Below are 16,185 nucleotides of genomic sequence, written 5' to 3'. Positions count from 1 at the left end.
AGGGGGAGAGGTCAAACGTCTTAATCAGGCATTGCGTCGCGTGGAATAATCGCACCGCGATACTGAATGACGGTACTGGCCGTCAGGTGTCCGCGCTGTGCGGCGGCTTCAGGTGTTCCACCCGTCAGGCGAACGGCCAGATAACCCGCACTGAATGAATCACCTGCAGCAGTGGTATCAATCACTTTTTCTTTGGCTAATTTCACGGCTGGAACGTCAACCAGTGCATCGTTAGCGACGGCAACCAGGCAGGAATCTGCACCACGCTTAATCACCACTTCATTTACACCAGCAGCCTGAGTTCGGGCGATCACTTCATCGACCGGTTTCTCACCCCACAGGGCATCTTCGTCATCCAGTGTTAGGAATGCGATATCGGTGCACTGCAGCATCTGCTGGTAGACCTGCTGTGTCTCTTCGCGGCTGGCCCACAGACGAGGACGGTAGTTGTTATCGAAGATAACTTTACCGCCATTTGCACGGCATTCACGCAGGAGTGACAACAGTTTTTCGCGGCTGGTCGGGCTTAGAATCGCCAGGCTAATCCCGCTCAGATAGAGATAATCAAAGGTTGCCAGCTCTTCGCAGATGGCGGCGGCGGCGTCGCTTTCCAGCCAGAATTTTGCCGCGGCTTCGTTGCGCCAGTAGTAAAACGTGCGCTCACCTGCACTGTCGGTTTCAATGTAGTACAGACCCGGCAGACGGTTTTCCATCTGCTGGATGAGTGAAGTTTGTACATTTTCGCTTTGCCAGGCTTCAAGCATTTGCTGGCTGAAACTGTCTGTCCCCAGTGCGGTAACATAGTTTACGGAGAGTGCGTCGGGTGCAACCTGACGGGCAATGTAAACTGACGTGTTCAATGTGTCGCCACCAAAACCGCGGCTGACTTCCGCGCCTTTTTGTGACAGCTCAATCATACATTCGCCTATCACGGCAATTTTTTTGGACATAGTCGTGAACCTGAACAGATAAATTAGCGGTAGTGTGCGCTGTGTGGATTTTATGGTCAACTATATTAAAACGACGTTCCATTATTTTTTTTGAGCCAGCGCGTATTCCTGGAAATTTCTGTCATCTTAATTTCATTTTCCCCGCAGACTGAACATAAAGTTCTCAATCGTTGCGCCGATAACCCATTGACGAGTCCAAAAGGTCATCCCCATACAACAGGACATCTGAAATGAAGTCAGAGCAGGTTATCCAGCGGCTAAGCACTACGCCTGAGGCAAGTATTGAGAACTTGCAGGAGCATCGCTACTGGCTGCAATGTGAGCGTGTGTACACCTATCAACCGATCTACCGTACTGATGGTCGGCTGATGGCAATTGAGATTTTAACGGTTGTTACACACCCATCGAATCCTTTACAGCGTATCGCACCGGACCGCTATTTTGCCGAGGTTTCCGTGCGTCAGCGCCTGGATGTGCTGGAAGAGCAACTGAAAATGTTGGCCTCCAGGCAGTCCTTTTTCCAGCAGCACAATATTCTTGCCTCGGTGAATGTCGACGGCCCAACCCTGATGGCATTACGCCAGAATGCGACATTACAGGGATTGATCTCTGCGTTGCCGTGGATGCGTTTTGAGTTGGTTGAGCATGTCCGTCTTCCACAGGATTCTTCGTTTGCCTCTATGTGTGAATTTGGCCCATTGTGGCTGGATGACTTCGGTACGGGTATGGCGAATTTTTCTGCACTGAGTGAAGTTCGCTACGACTACATCAAAGTCGCCCGTGACTTGTTCATTATGTTGCGACAGACGTCGGAAGGGCGAAATTTGTTCACCCTGTTGCTGCAGTTGATGAATCGTTATTGTCAGGGAGTCATTGTGGAAGGCGTTGAAACGCTGGAAGAGTGGCGCGACGTACAAAACTCGCCTGCGGCTGCAGCTCAGGGCTATTTCCTCTCGCGTCCGGTTCCGATGGACACGCTCGATAACGTTATTATCACTTTATAACCCCTGCTGTTTCCCATAATAGTGCGTGGAGAATACGCACTATTACCGGACACAGCGGCCCCCGCTTATCTGAGCCATGAGCTATATTCATGAAAGGTAAGGCCATCAGGTAAGGGGGAAAAGATGACGAAAACAGCCAGGATTGTCACCTGGGGACTTGGGATCTTCTTGTTGTTGATTGTGGTGGCAATCATCATTATTGCCACGTTTGACTGGAATCGCCTTAAACCGACCATCAACCAGAAAGTCTCAACCGAGCTGAACCGGCCTTTTGCCATTCGTGGCGATCTGGGCATTGTGTGGGAACGGCAGCAAGAAGAGACGGGCTGGCGAAGCTGGGTTCCCTGGCCGCACGTTCATGCTGATGACATTATTCTTGGCAACCCACCTGATATCCCCGATGTCACAATGGTTCATCTCCCGCGCGTTGAGGCCACGCTTGCGCCGCTCGCACTCCTGAATAAAACGGTTTATCTGCCCTGGATCAAGCTCGAAAAACCCGATGCACGCTTGATTCGCCTGTCAGAAAAAAATAATAACTGGACGTTTAATCTCGCCAACAATGATGGCAGCAAGCCCGATGCAGTGCCTTCGGCATGGTCATTTCGTCTGGATAACATCCTGTTTGATCGTGGGCGGATCGCGATTGATGACGCAGTGAGTAAGGCCAATGTGGAGATCCTGGTTGATCCGCTTGGGAAACCGCTACCGTTTAATGAAGTCACAGGTAGCCAAAGCAAAGAGGCGTCCCGCAAGACAGGTGATTACATCTTCGGTCTGACGGCAAAGGGCCGCTACAACGGGCAACCGCTGAGTGGCACAGGGAAAATAGGTGGTATGTTGGCATTACGCGGCGACGGTACGCCTTTCCCGGTACAGGCTGATTTCCGTTCCGGGAACACTCGCGTGGCATTTGTCGGAACAATAAATGATCCAATGAACATGGGGGGCGTGGATCTGCGGCTGAGGTTCTCTGGTGATTCACTGGGTGCGCTTTACGACCTGACAGGCGTATTGTTGCCTGATACGCCGCCATTCGAAACGGATGGTCATCTGGTGGCCAAAATAGGTCATCAACAGGCGTCAGTATTCGATTACCGTGATTTCAACGGCCACATCGGTGACAGCGATATTCACGGTTCGCTGACCTACACCACGGGAAAACCTCGGCCAAAACTGGAAGGTGATGTGGAGTCCCGTCAGCTGCGTTTGGCCGATCTTGGGCCACTGATTGGCGTGGATTCGGGGAAAGGAACCAGGTCCAAAGAGGTGAAAAAGGATCTTCAGCCAGCAGGTAAAGTATTGCCATATGATCGCTTTGAAACCGATAAATGGAATGTGATGGATGCCGATGTCCGCTTTAAAGGGCGTAAAATTGAGCATGGCAGTACGCTACCCATTAGCGATCTCTCCACTCATCTGATCCTCAAAAATGCTGACCTGCGCCTGCAACCGCTGAAATTTGGCCTCGCGGGTGGAATGATTTCGTCGAATATTCACCTTGAAGGCGATAAAAAGCCGATGCAAGGACGGGCCGATGTACAGGCGCGGCGTCTCAAGCTAAAAGAGCTGATGCCTGACGTTGAACTGATGCAAAAAACGCTCGGCGAAATGAACGGTGATGCTGACTTCCGCGGAACCGGGAATTCTGTCGCCGCTCTGTTGGGGAGCAGTAACGGTAACCTCAAACTGCTGATGAACGATGGACTGGTGAGCCGTAACCTGATGGAGATCCTGGGGCTGAACGTGGGTAATTTCGTGGTCGGACAAATTTTTGGCGATGACGAAGTGAAAGTGAATTGCGCGGCTGCGAACGTGGATCTGGTCAACGGTGTGGCGCGTCCCCAGCTTTTCGCCTTTGATACGGAGAATGCAGTGATAAACGTCACCGGGACGGCCAGCATGGCGTCTGAACAGCTCGATTTGACTATCGACCCTGAAAGCAAAGGGATCCGCATCATTACCCTGCGTTCGCCGTTGTATGTGCGAGGTACATTCAAAAACCCGCAGGCGGGGGTGAAAGCCGGGCCATTGATTGCCCGTGGTGCAGTCGCTGCGGCACTGGCTACGCTGGTGACACCAGCTGCAGCGCTGCTGGCGCTGATCTCTCCGTCAGAAGGAGAGGCAAATCAGTGTCGGAACATACTGGCGCAGATGAAAAAGTGATTGTTCAGCCTGAAGGCCTTTGTGACAGGAAGAGGACTGGTGCATAAAAAACGGCAACCTTATGGTTAATGCTGGTCACTTAAGGTGACCAGCAACCTTTTTATCCGGATATTTTCTGGTCTTTACCCTGAGTTCCCGCGGGTAACTTCGCTCCCTTCTCTCCGGTAATATCAGCCATTTCGCTTGTTCATACAGCGTTCTCATTTCGCCCGGCATTTTTCCCGGTGAGGCCCACGGCAGGGTTATCAGTAGCCGGATTATTTCGCTTATCGCTCCACTGAAGCTAAGCTGGTTAGGCAAATCATCTCCCTTCAGATGGAACACCATCTGCACCATCTGATATCGCACCAGCTTATACGCCAGCAGACCCCCCCACAGCGCCTGCCTCACCAGTTCCGGCAGGCGACTGCGTAACGTCCATCGACTGTCCAGCATACTCTGCCTGGCTTCCCGGTAACCCAGCTCTGTTTCCCGGCGGTGGCGATATAACTCACTGATGTCATTGCCTGGATAACGATTCGGGTCTGTCAGTGATGTCAGCACCTGCCTCTCTTTTCCGTCCACCCTGCGGGTCAGCAGTCTTCCCACTATTTCTTCCGGGACCCCTGGCCAGTGCTTCCGGGCTCGCGGGCTGGTTTTCAGGCACACCAGTTCATCTCCCCGGCCCAGACGGCGAACCACCCGATACTGTGTATTCTTTTTCAACGGCAACAACCAGTGCCGGTTTTCTCCTAATGTCTGCCAGTGATGGAGCAGGCCCATCGGGTAAAATCCCTTATCGAACAGGGTAATACTGTTATCCGGCGCTTTCTCTGTCAGTTGCTCAGCCAGCCTCATTTCGCTGATATTTTCACTGTCGAAAGCACTGGCTGTGATCAGATGGCTGCTCAGCTCCATCAGACAAACCATACGTACCTGAGGATAACCCCCTTCGCCATACTGACTGGTGTGTTTACTGAAGGCGGCTCTGTTTTCCGGTGTATCTGCGGTACGCCAGACCACGCCATCGACAGCAAAGAGGTTCAGTCCGTGCCATTGTGGATGCACTGCCTGTTTGCCGGGCGATATCAAAAAGCTCCCGCACAGCGTTCTCCCCCTGTGTTTTACGGCGCTGAATGACAGCACTCCGGGCGGTAAAAGGGGGGGCCAGTACGGTCAGTGATATCCATCAGATTTACGATTTCTGTCATTGGACGGTCGCAGAAAATGGACATCCCTACGACAAGCCAAATCATCGACCCGAGAGGGAGTTTGCGTTTACGCAAAGTGACGGTATCGGTCAGCGTGAGTGCCTGCTGAATAAGCGCCGGGGGAATGAGGTCGGCGAGACTACGGGCACGCTCTGGAGTGGTGGCGTTGATAATGCCAGGTGCCTGATAAAGTTCCATTTAAAAAGGGCTCCATCATGAACATGGAACCCTTTTTACACCAGCCACCGGATCGGTCAATCGATCCTTAACTGATCGGCATTAACCTTATGGTTGCCGTTTCGCTTTTATAATGACTGGTGACGCGTCTCGTGTGTCAGCAACAACGCAATTAGCGTCAGCGCTGCCATCGCTGCCAGATACACACCCACATAGAACAGACCGTAGTTTGCCTGAAGCCAGGTGGCGATATACGGTGCGACGGATGCGCCCAGAATTGAGGACACGTTATAAGAGAAAGATGCCCCGGTGTAGCGCACTTCAGTCGGGAACAACTCCGGCAGCAGTGCGCCCATTGGGCCAAATGTCAGCCCCATCAGGCTCAGACCAATTAACAGGTAGGCCATGACCAGCGCAGGGCTACCTGAACCCAACAGCGGTGGGAAGACGAACAAAGCGAAGAGGATAATCAGGGAGGTGATCACAATCATGCTTGCACGACGACCAAATTTATCTGCCAGCAGACCTGCAATCGGAACCATCACACCAAAACCGACCACCGCCATCATTAACATCCACAGCACTTCGTTACGTGGCAGCCCCAGACCGACGGGCGCAGCCGCAGTGCTGAACGTCATCGAGTACACGGTCATGATATAAAACAGCGTATAGGTTGCCAGCATGATGAATGTGCCCAAAACCGTTACGCGAACGTGTTTGGTCAGCAGTGTGCCCAGCGGCACTTTTACCTGCTTTTTCGCCGCCGCAACTTTGGCGAATACCGGTGTTTCATGCAGGGAAACACGCACGTACAGGCCAATCAGAACCAGCACAGCAGAGAAGATAAACGGTATACGCCAACCCCAGTTCATAAACTGCTCATCAGTCAGCAGCCAGGAGAGCAACAGGAAAGTGCCGTTCGCGAAGAAGAAGCCGATCGGCGCGCCCAGTTGCGGGAATGAGCCATACAGTGCACGCTTGCGCGGCGGCGCATTCTCGGTTGCCAGCAGCGCCGCGCCGCCCCATTCCCCCCCCAAGCCGAGACCCTGACCAAAGCGCGCCAGTGCCAGCAGAACAGGGGCCAAAATACCGATGGTGTCGTAGGTCGGTAACAGGCCGATTGCGACAGTGGAGATCCCCATTGTCAGCAGCGATGCGACCAGAGTGACTTTACGGCCCACGCGATCGCCAAAGTGCCCAAATACGGCAGAGCCGATAGGGCGTGCGATAAACGCGATCGCAAAGGTTGCCAGAGACTGTAGCGTGGCAGCCGTAGGGTCGCCCTGCGGGAAGAAAATGTGCGGAAAGACAATGACCGCGGCAGTGGCATAAATATAAAAGTCGAAGAACTCAATGGCAGTGCCAATCAGCGATGCGACGACAACTTTGTTGCGTGAATTGACCGGAACGTTTTCTGGTTCGGTATCGAGTGTTGTGGCTGTGGCTTGCATAATATTTTCTTATTTTTTGACGAACGAACGGCCATATTACGCATAGCAAAAGCGACATTTCAATCTGTAACAAAGTTGCGAGCTGGTGATAAAATCAGCAAAAAGCGGATAATATTCAAGCCAGCAAAATACCTTCTATGAAATGCTTCACAGAATTTAAATATTAGATGATAAAACTAGTTTTTGGTTAAATAAAAGTTACGTACTGGATTTATATGCTGAAATGATGAGTCGAACTGAAGTATTACATGCTTATATCAGTCCGATGGGCCTGTTAACTGTGCGTTTTACCCGGCATTCTCGGGTCGTCTTTGTATTGCGCGGTGGCGATCCACGCTGCGCAGAACAATGTCAGCCGCGCAAAGAAGTAGAAAAAGGCCATTAGCCCAAGTACTGAGCCGAAAGCTGCTCCAGACGGAGATTTCACCAGTGTTGGCAGGGTATAGGTCATCACGATTTTGATCACTTCAAAGCCTATGGCTGCGATCAGCGTGCCGCGAATCAGTGCCTTTTTACGTGGTCGGTGGCGTGGCAAACGCCAGAAGATCCAGAAGAACAACAGGTAGTTCGCGAAAATGGATATTGCCAGACCGATAACGCGCCATGCCGGTTTAAGCCACTCAATGCTGTCGAGATAGAGTGCCGAGATGATCAACTGCTGTGCCGAACCGGCTACAGAAGTGATAGAAAGCGTCACAATTAGCGCAATCAGCAGCCCGATCAGCGACACGAAGTCGCGGAAATATTTCACCCATATCTTCTCCTGATCCTGCGGTGTGCGCTCCCAGACATCGCGCGACTGGGCGCGAATGGCTTCACGCAGGTTTCCCATCCAGTTAATCCCGGAATAAAGTGCAATCAGCAATCCGACGATACCCACCGTGGTACGTTGCTGTACGGCGGTGTTAATGGTGCTTTTGAGCGTGCTCGCAAGAGTGGGATCGCTGACATTCAACAGGATTTTCTCGAAAATATCCTCCAGCAACGTCGGATGGGAGGCAAGAATAAAACCGGCGGCAGCAAATGACACCATCAGGATGGGGATCATCGATAAAAATGAAAAATAGGTGATGGCTGCACCAAACTGATTCCCCATACGATCATTGAAGCGTTCAGTGGCACGTAACAGGTGCGCAATGACGGGACAACGCTGAATTTTTTGCGCTGTGCCGGTTACTGTTTGTAGCGCCTGCCTGGCTTTTCCGGGGGAGGTTTCCTGGGGTGAAGGTTGCGGGTTGTTTTCCTGCGTCACGCGCGTTTTCCTTATTCGTCTGACGGGATGTCACTGAAATTATAGCCTGTCTCTAATCAACATAACCCTTCATTAACACTGTGAGCCACTCCATGAAGAGATGTACCCGGCGGGAGAGGTTACGCCGGTGGGGATAAATGAGGGATACCGGCATGGGTTCTGCACGGTATTGCGGCAAGATCTCCAGAAGTTTTTTCGCGCGCAGAGACTCACGCACACCGACGCGGGGAACCTGGATGATGCCTAACCCGGCGATACAGGCAGCGTGGTAGGTTTCGGTGCTGTTCACCGTCAAAATACCGCCCGTTTTAATCCATTGAGTGGTACTGCCGTTGTAAAACTCAAAGCCATGAGGACGCGTTGCCAGATTGGCGGAATAGTGGATAACGGCGTGAGAGCCCAGATCGTCCAGGCTATCCGGGTAGCCAAAACGGTCCAGATAATCAGGGCTTGCACAATTGATCACCGACAGCTTGCCAAGTGGGCGAGCAATCAATCCTGAGTCCTTTAGTGTGCCGACGCGCACCACACAATCAAACCCTTCGCGTATGACATCCACCAGACGGTCGCTGCTGCTCAGCTCCAGTTCAATGCCGGGGTACTGCTGCAAAAAGGCAGGCAGTTTTGGGATGACTAAATTTCGTGCAATGCCAACAGGCATATCGACGCGCAATCGTCCGCTGATGCTGGAAGGGTCATGCTGAAATAATCCATCCAGTTCATCGAGATTCGCCAGGAGATCTTTTGCACGTTCATAATAAACCATACCGTCCTGCGTCAGGCTGACGCGGCGCGTGGTTCGGTGCAGAAGCTGCGTTCCCAGCAGGTTTTCCAGAGACTGGATCTGACGTGATACGCTGCCTTTTGGCAGGCCTAACGTTTCTGCTGCACGGGAAAAACTCTCCAGTTCCGCGACGCGGATGAAGAGTTGCATTGCGTGAATTTTATCCATAGCAAAGACTCATTGTTGTTTTTATTGGAACAGTGAAGCGTTTATTTCCATCTTTATTGATTTTCTATCACCTAATAAGCTCTATCTCAATCTCCATAACAGTAGAAATGAGGTTTCTTATGACTGAACGTATTGCATTAGTGACTGGCGGAAGCCGAGGGCTGGGTAAAAATGCGGTATTAAAGCTGGCAGCGGCGGGTACGGGAATCATCCTGACCTATAACAGCAGCGAGCAAGAAGCTCAGGACGTGGTACGTGAAATAGAGGCGAAAGGTGTTAAAGGAGCAGCGTTGCAGTTGAATGTTGGTGACATCACGAGTTTTGACAACTTTACCCGCGATGTGCAAAAAACGCTCAGGACGGTCTGGCAACGCGATGCCTTCGATTATTTATTGAACAATGCCGGTACGGGTTTGTACGCACCTTACGCTGAGACAACGGTAGCCCAGTTTGATGAGGCGATGAACATCCATTTCAAAGGACCATTTTTCCTGACGCAATCTCTGCTACCAGTGATGAACGACGGTGGCCGCATCCTGAACGTCTCCAGTGGTCTGGCGCGTTTCACACAACCTGGCTCCAGTGCCTACGCGGCGATGAAAGGGGCGATGGAAGTACTGACGCGTTATCAGGCGAAAGAACTGGGTGCGCGTGGGATCTCCGTCAATATCATTGCGCCTGGGGCGATCGAAACGGACTTTGGTGGCGGCCGGGTACGTGATAATGCACAGCTCAACCAGCTTCTGGCTTCTCAGACTGCGCTGGGACGGGTGGGATTACCTGACGATATTGGGGACGCGATTGCCGCGCTACTCAGCGATAATCTCGGCTGGATGAATGCACAACGTATTGAAGTATCAGGCGGTATGTTCCTCTGATTTGATGCCGGAGGGGAGGGAACCCCATCACGGCTATATTTTGAGGAATTCCTCAAAATAAATGTGTCAAAAACACGGGAAATTTAACGATGCCAGGCAATATGTAACCTTTACCCTCATTGAGTTTTTTCTCAAAAAACACTTCGCTAGAATCCTCCTCGCTATTTATTACGTTTAACAATCATCCATGACGACAGCCATTTTCGTCAGAGGGAGAAAAAGAATGCGAGTGATCATGTTTGACAGGCAGTCAATATTTATTCATGGAGCAATGAACAGTTTGCAGAAATTAATTCCGGAAATAAGTATGACGGGCACAAGTCAGACGGATGAGTTGTGGGCGCTTCTTTCTGCATCTCCTTCCTGTATTGCCCTGATTGACGGGCATTTCATTCAGGATGATGGTATGGCCTTTCTGGCAGAGGTGGCATTTCGTTTTCCGGCCCTGCGTATTGTCATGGTTCTGGCGAAGAAAGAGGCAAGGTGGGTTGAGCAACTCATGCAGTGCAACGTGGTCGCCATTATTCCTCGTCGCGCCTCGCCTGCAATGTTTTCTGCTGTTCTGGAGTCTGTATCAAAGGGAATGGTTTGCCTTCCGGGCGATTGGCTAAAAGCAGCGTCGCCACCGAAACAGGAGTTGTCATCCCTGAGTGAGCGCCAGCATGAAGTGTTGATGTTGTTGGCCGCCGGCGAATCAAACAAAGAGATTGGCCGTTTGCTCAACATCAGTGTGGGAACGGTAAAAGCGCACCTGGAAACGCTCTTTCGCCGCCTTGATGTCAAAAACAGAACTCAGGCGGCCATGCTCTATACCCGGCAGACCGTCTGAAGAATATTCATTTGCAGGCCTGATGTATCACTTAAGCTAAATATCAACGACACCAGCGCATCATGCTGATCCTGTGTTAAGGGTTGGGTGATATTTTTCCGCAGTAAATCCTCGCATTTCTGGAGATCTTTTTGCAGTAAATATGCGGCTTCAGCAGGGGTGATAAGTTTGTTAAACGAATCACCCTGGCTGATGACGTGGCCATATCCAATGACCCATATCCCGTTTTCATCGCGATATTTCTCCAGAGAAAGCCCCTGTGTTTTTTTAATTAACTCAATTCCGGTAGAAGATATTTTTAGCGAATGGCATGTCATAGGCGTTTCCTCTCTCGGACATGACTGTAGAGGAAACGAAGCGTATGCCATATCAGCCAAATGGCTATTGTTTACGGGTTATCGATAAGATACTCATGTTTCAGCAAACCGAAGATCCAGTCATTTTGCCATTGCCCTGCAAGGAAATAGCTTTCCCGCAGTTCGCCTTCCTGGCGGAACCCTGTTTTTTCCAGCAGGTATCTTGATGCGAGATTACCCGCAGTGACGGTTGCGGTCAGTCGACGAATACCGCCCTGGTTAAACGCGAAATCACACAATGCCTGTAGCGATTCGAAACCATAGCCTTTGCCTTGTGCGTGCGGTGCAAAAAGGAATCCCACCTCGGCGCAATCCTTTTCCCGGTGAATATAGCCGGTGACACCCAGTGGTGTCTGGCTGGCCGTATCACGCACGACGAGACAGAGCCAGTGCGAACTTCCCGGTGTCCAGAGGGGCAGACGAGAATCGAAAGTCTCACGGATATCACTGATGTTGCGGGTATCAGCAACATAACGCATCACTTCAGGATGTTGCTGCAAAGACAAAAAAAAGGGCCAGTCTTCCTCTCGCAACAGTGTGCACGTCAGGCGCGAGGTCGTGAGGGTAGGCATACGGATTCTCCATGACATTTGCAAATGATTGTAGGGCTGTCACTGTATTTGAACAGAAACTCGGTTATGGTTTAACTTCGTATAAATAAAAAGAAAAACGGTCCATATGTGGCCAATACCGATGTCTTCGCTGGCTTTGAAGGAAAACAATGGCTCTCAGCACATCACACCACATCCGCGCTCAGTTTGAACACTGCCTGGCGGTTATTCGTCAGGCGTCTGTGGAGATTTTGCTTCTCCTCAATGTGCATGTTTCTGAAGGAAAAGATCCTCGCTGGTTTCTGGAGCAACTGGATAATGCTCGCTTAGGTTTGGGCGGATGGGCCGCTGTGGCGAAGCAGCTCAACCTGAATGACGCTGAAATGTCCGATTTCACTTTGCAACTGCGTTTGTTGCAGCAGCGTGTACCGCAGTACGAAAGCGGTCAGGATGTGAGTGAAAACCAGCTTATTGCTGCCATGCGTTTCGTGACATCACTCGAACACCTGCGTCTGCGACAGCCGCTTTTAATGTACAGCACCGAAGTTGCACCGGGTAACGATATTCAGCAGCAGCAGGCCCATAAGCAGGTTCGCGCAATTGAACTGATGATTAAAGGACTGGTTTTGCAGGCATGGCCCGACCCGGTACGGCTGAATAACCATCTGAAAACGTTGTTCAATGCAGACCGCGTGCGCCGCTGGTTGAAACTGGGTGAAATCAACGATGTGCTCAGCGGAATGTTGTTTAGCGAGCTGGCACTGATGGTGGTGGATAAAAAAGAGTTCAGTCGGTATTACTCGTCATTGTTTAGCGACCCGATGATGCTGACGCTGCTGGTTGAACCGCGAAAAACGTTACAAACCTTCCTGGATGACATCCGGCAAATCCGCAACTGTATTACCGTGCAACAGCCCCTAAGTTCAGCGCAGATACTGCTACTGGATAATTACTATGCGCAAATTACCCAGCCTGTTCAGCGTGCGTTTGAAGAAGGGCGGACGCGTATCAATCCGGCAGGATTAATGGCCGTCGATGCGAGTGAACTGCATGCCTTTTGGGAAAACGCGCAGAAAATGGATCGCATAACCGGTGGCGATCTCTTTGAAGTTCGTGACACGATTGAAAAGCCGACCCAGCGTGCGCCTCGAACGCCTGAACAGCGCGAACAGCTCATCTCAGGTGCGCTCTGGGGCGCGGTTGGCCTGATGGTTATTGCTATTGTGGTCGGAGGATTCTGGCTGGTAACCAGCAGCAAACCTGCGCAAGTGAATGCCACCGTAGAGGTCAGGCCGGAGCCTAAGGAAATGCGAGAAGCACCGTCTTCACGCGAAACTCTCACGCGCATGGGCGTCACCTGGGATGAGAATAATTTTCGCTCGGCTATCAACCGTAACGATACCCGCGTAGCCCTGCTGTTTTTGCAAGGTGGTATGGACTGGAAGATGTCATGGACCGAAGAGGCGATGTCGGCAGGCGATGATGACGTGCTGGAAATTCTGTTGCGTTATCGGCTTCAGATGGTGGAAGAGAAGCCGTGCCGCCGTTTTATCAACACCCTTAGTCACGCGATGTCCAATGGCGAATCATTAACGTCAATGCGTAAGCAGTATTTACAGGCTTTTTGTACTGTACCTGCGGTGGTCAAACGACAGCAGCATGACGCGGACATGGCGAAACGCCGCGCGCAATCGCAGCCAGATGAAAACACGAAAAAGTGGCAGTCTATCCAGACCGCTATTTATGATGTGATTCGCTAAGCGCTCCCTCTCTTCTGATACGGGAGAGGGACGCACTTTAAGGTTCCCCATACAATCCAATCAACCGCCTCACCACGCCGTTCGTCCAGCCGAAACCATCCTGCAGTGGATACTCACCGCCGCCGCCTTCGCGCGGTGTGCTGCTGGCAATATGGTACTTTTCGATTAACTTGTGGTGCTTCTTATAGAAATGGTTGACGGTTTGCAGCCAGCTATGGGCTATTTCGTCACCCAGCGAATCATTGCCATAGCGCTTGAATCCCTGAACCGCCATCCATTGCAATGGGGCCCAGCCGTTAGGTTTATCCCACTGTTCTCCGGTTTCATGTTCGGTTGCTAAGATGCCGCCCGGCGTCAGCAGGCGTGCTTTTACGGTGTCAGCCAGTCTGTCTGTTTGTTCATGGGTTGCCATATCGACGTACAGGGGCACAATGCTGGCCGCTGAGAACAACCCCATCTCTTCGCGTCGCCAGTCGTAATCGCGATAGCAGCCGCTCTCGTCATCCCACAGATATCGGTTCACTGCTGCACGGCGGTCGTGCGCTTTTTGCCGGAAACGGGCTTCTGCCTCTTTATCCCCTTTCAGGCCGGAGAGATTGGCGATGGTGCTTTCGAGCTTATACAGGAACGCATTCAAATCGATCGGGATAAACTGCGTGGTACGAATACTGGCAAGACGTCCGGCATCGCGCAGCCAGCGGGAAGAGTAGTCCCAGCCTGATGCCGCACCGGCGCGGAGATCACGGTATACCTCATTTGCCGGACGCCCGGAGTGTTTAGCGGTTTCAACATCTTCAATCCACGACTCGTCGCGCGGAGTATCGCGGTCGTCCCAGTAGCGGTTAAGGAGTGACCCATCAGGCAGTCGCACGACATGGCGGTAGGCCTGATTTAGCACCAGTGATTCTGCGCCATCCATCCAGAAGGCATATTCCATCAGTAGATGATCAAGATAACGCCGAGCACCGCGCACACCGTCCTCTTCAAACAGTTCAACCATCAGCGCGAAAACGGGCGGCTGGGAGCGGCTCAGATAGTAGGTGCGATTCCCGTTAGGGATGTGCCCATACCGTTCGATCATCCAGGCGAAGTTGTCCGCCATGCATTTCAGCAGGTCGTTACGGCCACTCTCTGCCAGCCCCAGCATAGTGAAGTAAGAATCCCAGTAGTAGGTTTCACTGAAACGCCCGCCGGGCACAATGTAGGCCTGCGGCAGCGCCAGCAGTGACGACCAGGGAATATGATCCTGCGGTTCGCGCGTCAACACGGGCCACAGGCTGTCAATGTGCTCTTTGAGCGACAGACCAGGGTCGGAGACATACTCTGTACTGTAAGTTTCCGGCAACCAGAAATGGTTCTCCACGAATTGTCGCAGGTTAAAATCCGGATGGCGTTTAACTTTACGGTAGCGGATCAGAATATCCAGCGGGTCCATTTTGGGCGCACAGTCGGGGAAGGTTTTGCTATCGGCGAACAATCGAGATGACTGAACATGTTCAAACAGTTCAAGATAGCGATCGGCAGGTGTGAGCGCGTCAGAAGCAGGTAGTCCCTCAATCATTTCGGGCTCCGGCTCCGCCTCGATCATTTCATCCAGTTTCAACTCGCAGGGATCGGTCTCGTAGCGAAGCTCTTCCGCGATCTCGAATTCGACGGTGTCTGCAGCGTGTAGTTTCTGGCTGAACATGGCGATAAAGACCTCCGGTTGTATGTTCACAAAGACAGGTTTTTCCGGGTGTCTGTTAAGCGTAGTCATTCGCTTCGGTGTGTGGGGATGGAAATGTGCGCCTGATCACATTTACGGATGAGGCGTCATCGTCGCTGCTGAATACAGGTTTCTGTTTTTACTGCGATAAACATCATTTTCAGCAGCGATCTGGCGTGGTCAAATTCGGATCATTCGCTTTGCAACAGAGTGTGAATTGGAGTCTGAAAATCAGGCTTCAGCGTCCTCTTCTTCGATATGCCAGTCCAGTGCGCGTCTGAAAATTGCTTCGGATGAGGGCAGCGCGTGAAAACCTTTACCTTCCGGTTGAATGACAAATTGCAACGATTCGTGCAGCGGTACGTTTTCATCATCCGTATTTTGACCAATCACAGCATTCGCGGCGAAAGGCGATATGGCCGATGCAAAGGCGAGCTGCATCTTCTCGCGGTTTTTATAGTGAGCTTTCTTGATATTGAGTGCTTTGTGGATGATTGCACAATCGATCATCGTGCCTGTCAGCCACTCGCATGAGGAGGAATAGCCCGCGCACCAGCACAGATTACTGTCCTGAGTAAATCCCTGCATCAGATGTGTTTTGGTGCCTGCAAAACACGACCCCAGCATCAGACCTTTGATATTGAACTCGCGGGATTTCTGATTAACGGCGAACAGAATATCGATAAGGGAGACATCGCCGATATGTGTTTCGCTGCCATGTGCTGCGACATAAACGATGGTGTTTTCAAATCTCTGGCGGCACAGACACTCAAGGGCAATGTCAAAACTCTTTTTATTGTAGAAATTCAGGAAATAGACTTCGGTATCGCCCTGCATTTTTGCGATCCCCTGAATAAACGGTACAACGGATGAACGGTTGGCATCGTAATCATCCAGTCCCCACGGTGATTCGATAACCAGAACACAGTTTTTACTTTTGCTTTTTGGCATGGAATATCAACCT

General features: G+C 51.5%; 13 protein-coding genes and 1 pseudogene. 5 read left to right on the top strand and 9 right to left on the bottom strand.

Annotated elements, in window-relative coordinates; translation table 11 throughout:
• Positions 1 to 20 precede the first annotated feature (20 nt).
• Positions 21 to 950, bottom strand: coding sequence for a sugar kinase (locus HV346_RS21920; protein ID WP_181621305.1), 930 nt, complete (start codon positions 948 to 950; stop codon positions 21 to 23).
• Between the two features lie 230 nt (positions 951 to 1,180).
• On the opposite strand from HV346_RS21920, the gene pdeH reads away from it, so the two are divergent.
• A complete protein-coding gene (gene pdeH, locus HV346_RS21915) occupies positions 1,181 to 1,954 on the top strand; it encodes a cyclic-guanylate-specific phosphodiesterase (protein ID WP_181621303.1) in 774 nt (257 codons plus the stop codon).
• 123 nt (positions 1,955 to 2,077) lie between these two features.
• A complete protein-coding gene (locus HV346_RS21910) occupies positions 2,078 to 4,120 on the top strand; it encodes an AsmA family protein (RefSeq protein ID WP_181621301.1) in 2,043 nt (680 codons plus the stop codon).
• Positions 4,121 to 4,195: 75 nt separating this feature from the next.
• On the opposite strand, the pseudogene HV346_RS21905 reads toward HV346_RS21910, so the two are convergent.
• From HV346_RS21905 to HV346_RS21890, 4 genes and pseudogenes are all read right to left on the bottom strand, one after another.
• Positions 4,196 to 5,508, bottom strand: a pseudogene (locus tag HV346_RS21905) (IS4 family transposase).
• 107 nt (positions 5,509 to 5,615) lie between these two features.
• Complete coding sequence (locus HV346_RS21900; protein ID WP_181621299.1) at positions 5,616 to 6,938, bottom strand: MFS transporter; 1,323 nt, start codon at positions 6,936 to 6,938, stop codon at positions 5,616 to 5,618.
• A 274-nt stretch (positions 6,939 to 7,212) separates the two neighbouring features.
• Entirely contained in the window at positions 7,213 to 8,190 is a 978-nt protein-coding gene (yhjD, locus tag HV346_RS21895; RefSeq protein ID WP_181621298.1) for an inner membrane protein YhjD, read from the bottom strand.
• A gap of 52 nt (positions 8,191 to 8,242) precedes the next feature.
• The gene (locus HV346_RS21890) at positions 8,243 to 9,142 is read right to left on the bottom strand and encodes a LysR family transcriptional regulator (protein ID WP_181621296.1); all 900 of its coding nucleotides are present in this window, start codon (positions 9,140 to 9,142) and stop codon (positions 8,243 to 8,245) included.
• A gap of 119 nt (positions 9,143 to 9,261) precedes the next feature.
• On the opposite strand from HV346_RS21890, the gene HV346_RS21885 reads away from it, so the two are divergent.
• Positions 9,262 to 10,020 (top strand): SDR family oxidoreductase, encoded by a 759-nt coding sequence (locus HV346_RS21885; protein WP_181621294.1) that lies wholly within the window; start codon positions 9,262 to 9,264, stop codon positions 10,018 to 10,020.
• 223 nt (positions 10,021 to 10,243) lie between these two features.
• Positions 10,244 to 10,849, top strand: a complete 606-nt coding sequence (locus tag HV346_RS21880) for a response regulator transcription factor (protein WP_181621292.1) — start codon at positions 10,244 to 10,246, stop codon at positions 10,847 to 10,849.
• On the opposite strand, the gene HV346_RS21875 is transcribed toward HV346_RS21880, so the two are convergent.
• Positions 10,828 to 11,166: a lysozyme gene (locus tag HV346_RS21875; RefSeq protein ID WP_181621291.1), complete on the bottom strand. Its 339-nt coding sequence runs from the start codon at positions 11,164 to 11,166 to the stop codon at positions 10,828 to 10,830. The two genes, HV346_RS21880 and HV346_RS21875, sit on opposite strands and share 22 nt — an antisense overlap.
• A gap of 71 nt (positions 11,167 to 11,237) precedes the next feature.
• Positions 11,238 to 11,777 carry a GNAT family protein gene (locus HV346_RS21870; RefSeq protein ID WP_181621290.1) on the bottom strand — a complete coding sequence of 180 codons (540 nt, stop codon included), beginning with the start codon at positions 11,775 to 11,777 and terminating at the stop codon, positions 11,238 to 11,240.
• A 149-nt stretch (positions 11,778 to 11,926) separates the two neighbouring features.
• Here HV346_RS21870 and HV346_RS21865 point away from each other — a divergent pair, with 149 nt between their 5' ends.
• Complete coding sequence (locus tag HV346_RS21865; protein WP_181621289.1) at positions 11,927 to 13,516, top strand: STY4199 family HEPN domain-containing protein; 1,590 nt, start codon at positions 11,927 to 11,929, stop codon at positions 13,514 to 13,516.
• 37 nt (positions 13,517 to 13,553) lie between these two features.
• Here HV346_RS21865 and HV346_RS21860 read toward each other — a convergent pair whose 3' ends face one another.
• Positions 13,554 to 15,203 (bottom strand): alpha,alpha-trehalase, encoded by a 1,650-nt coding sequence (locus HV346_RS21860; protein ID WP_181623854.1) that lies wholly within the window; start codon positions 15,201 to 15,203, stop codon positions 13,554 to 13,556.
• Positions 15,204 to 15,452: 249 nt separating this feature from the next.
• Positions 15,453 to 16,172, bottom strand: a complete 720-nt coding sequence (locus HV346_RS21855; RefSeq protein ID WP_181621288.1) for a hypothetical protein — start codon at positions 16,170 to 16,172, stop codon at positions 15,453 to 15,455.
• Positions 16,173 to 16,185 lie beyond the last annotated feature (13 nt).

This window comes from Enterobacter sp. RHBSTW-00994, from assembly GCF_013782625.1.
In the GTDB taxonomy this organism is placed as follows: domain Bacteria; phylum Pseudomonadota; class Gammaproteobacteria; order Enterobacterales; family Enterobacteriaceae; genus Enterobacter.
This window is presented reverse-complemented; position numbering and strand designations above follow the sequence as displayed.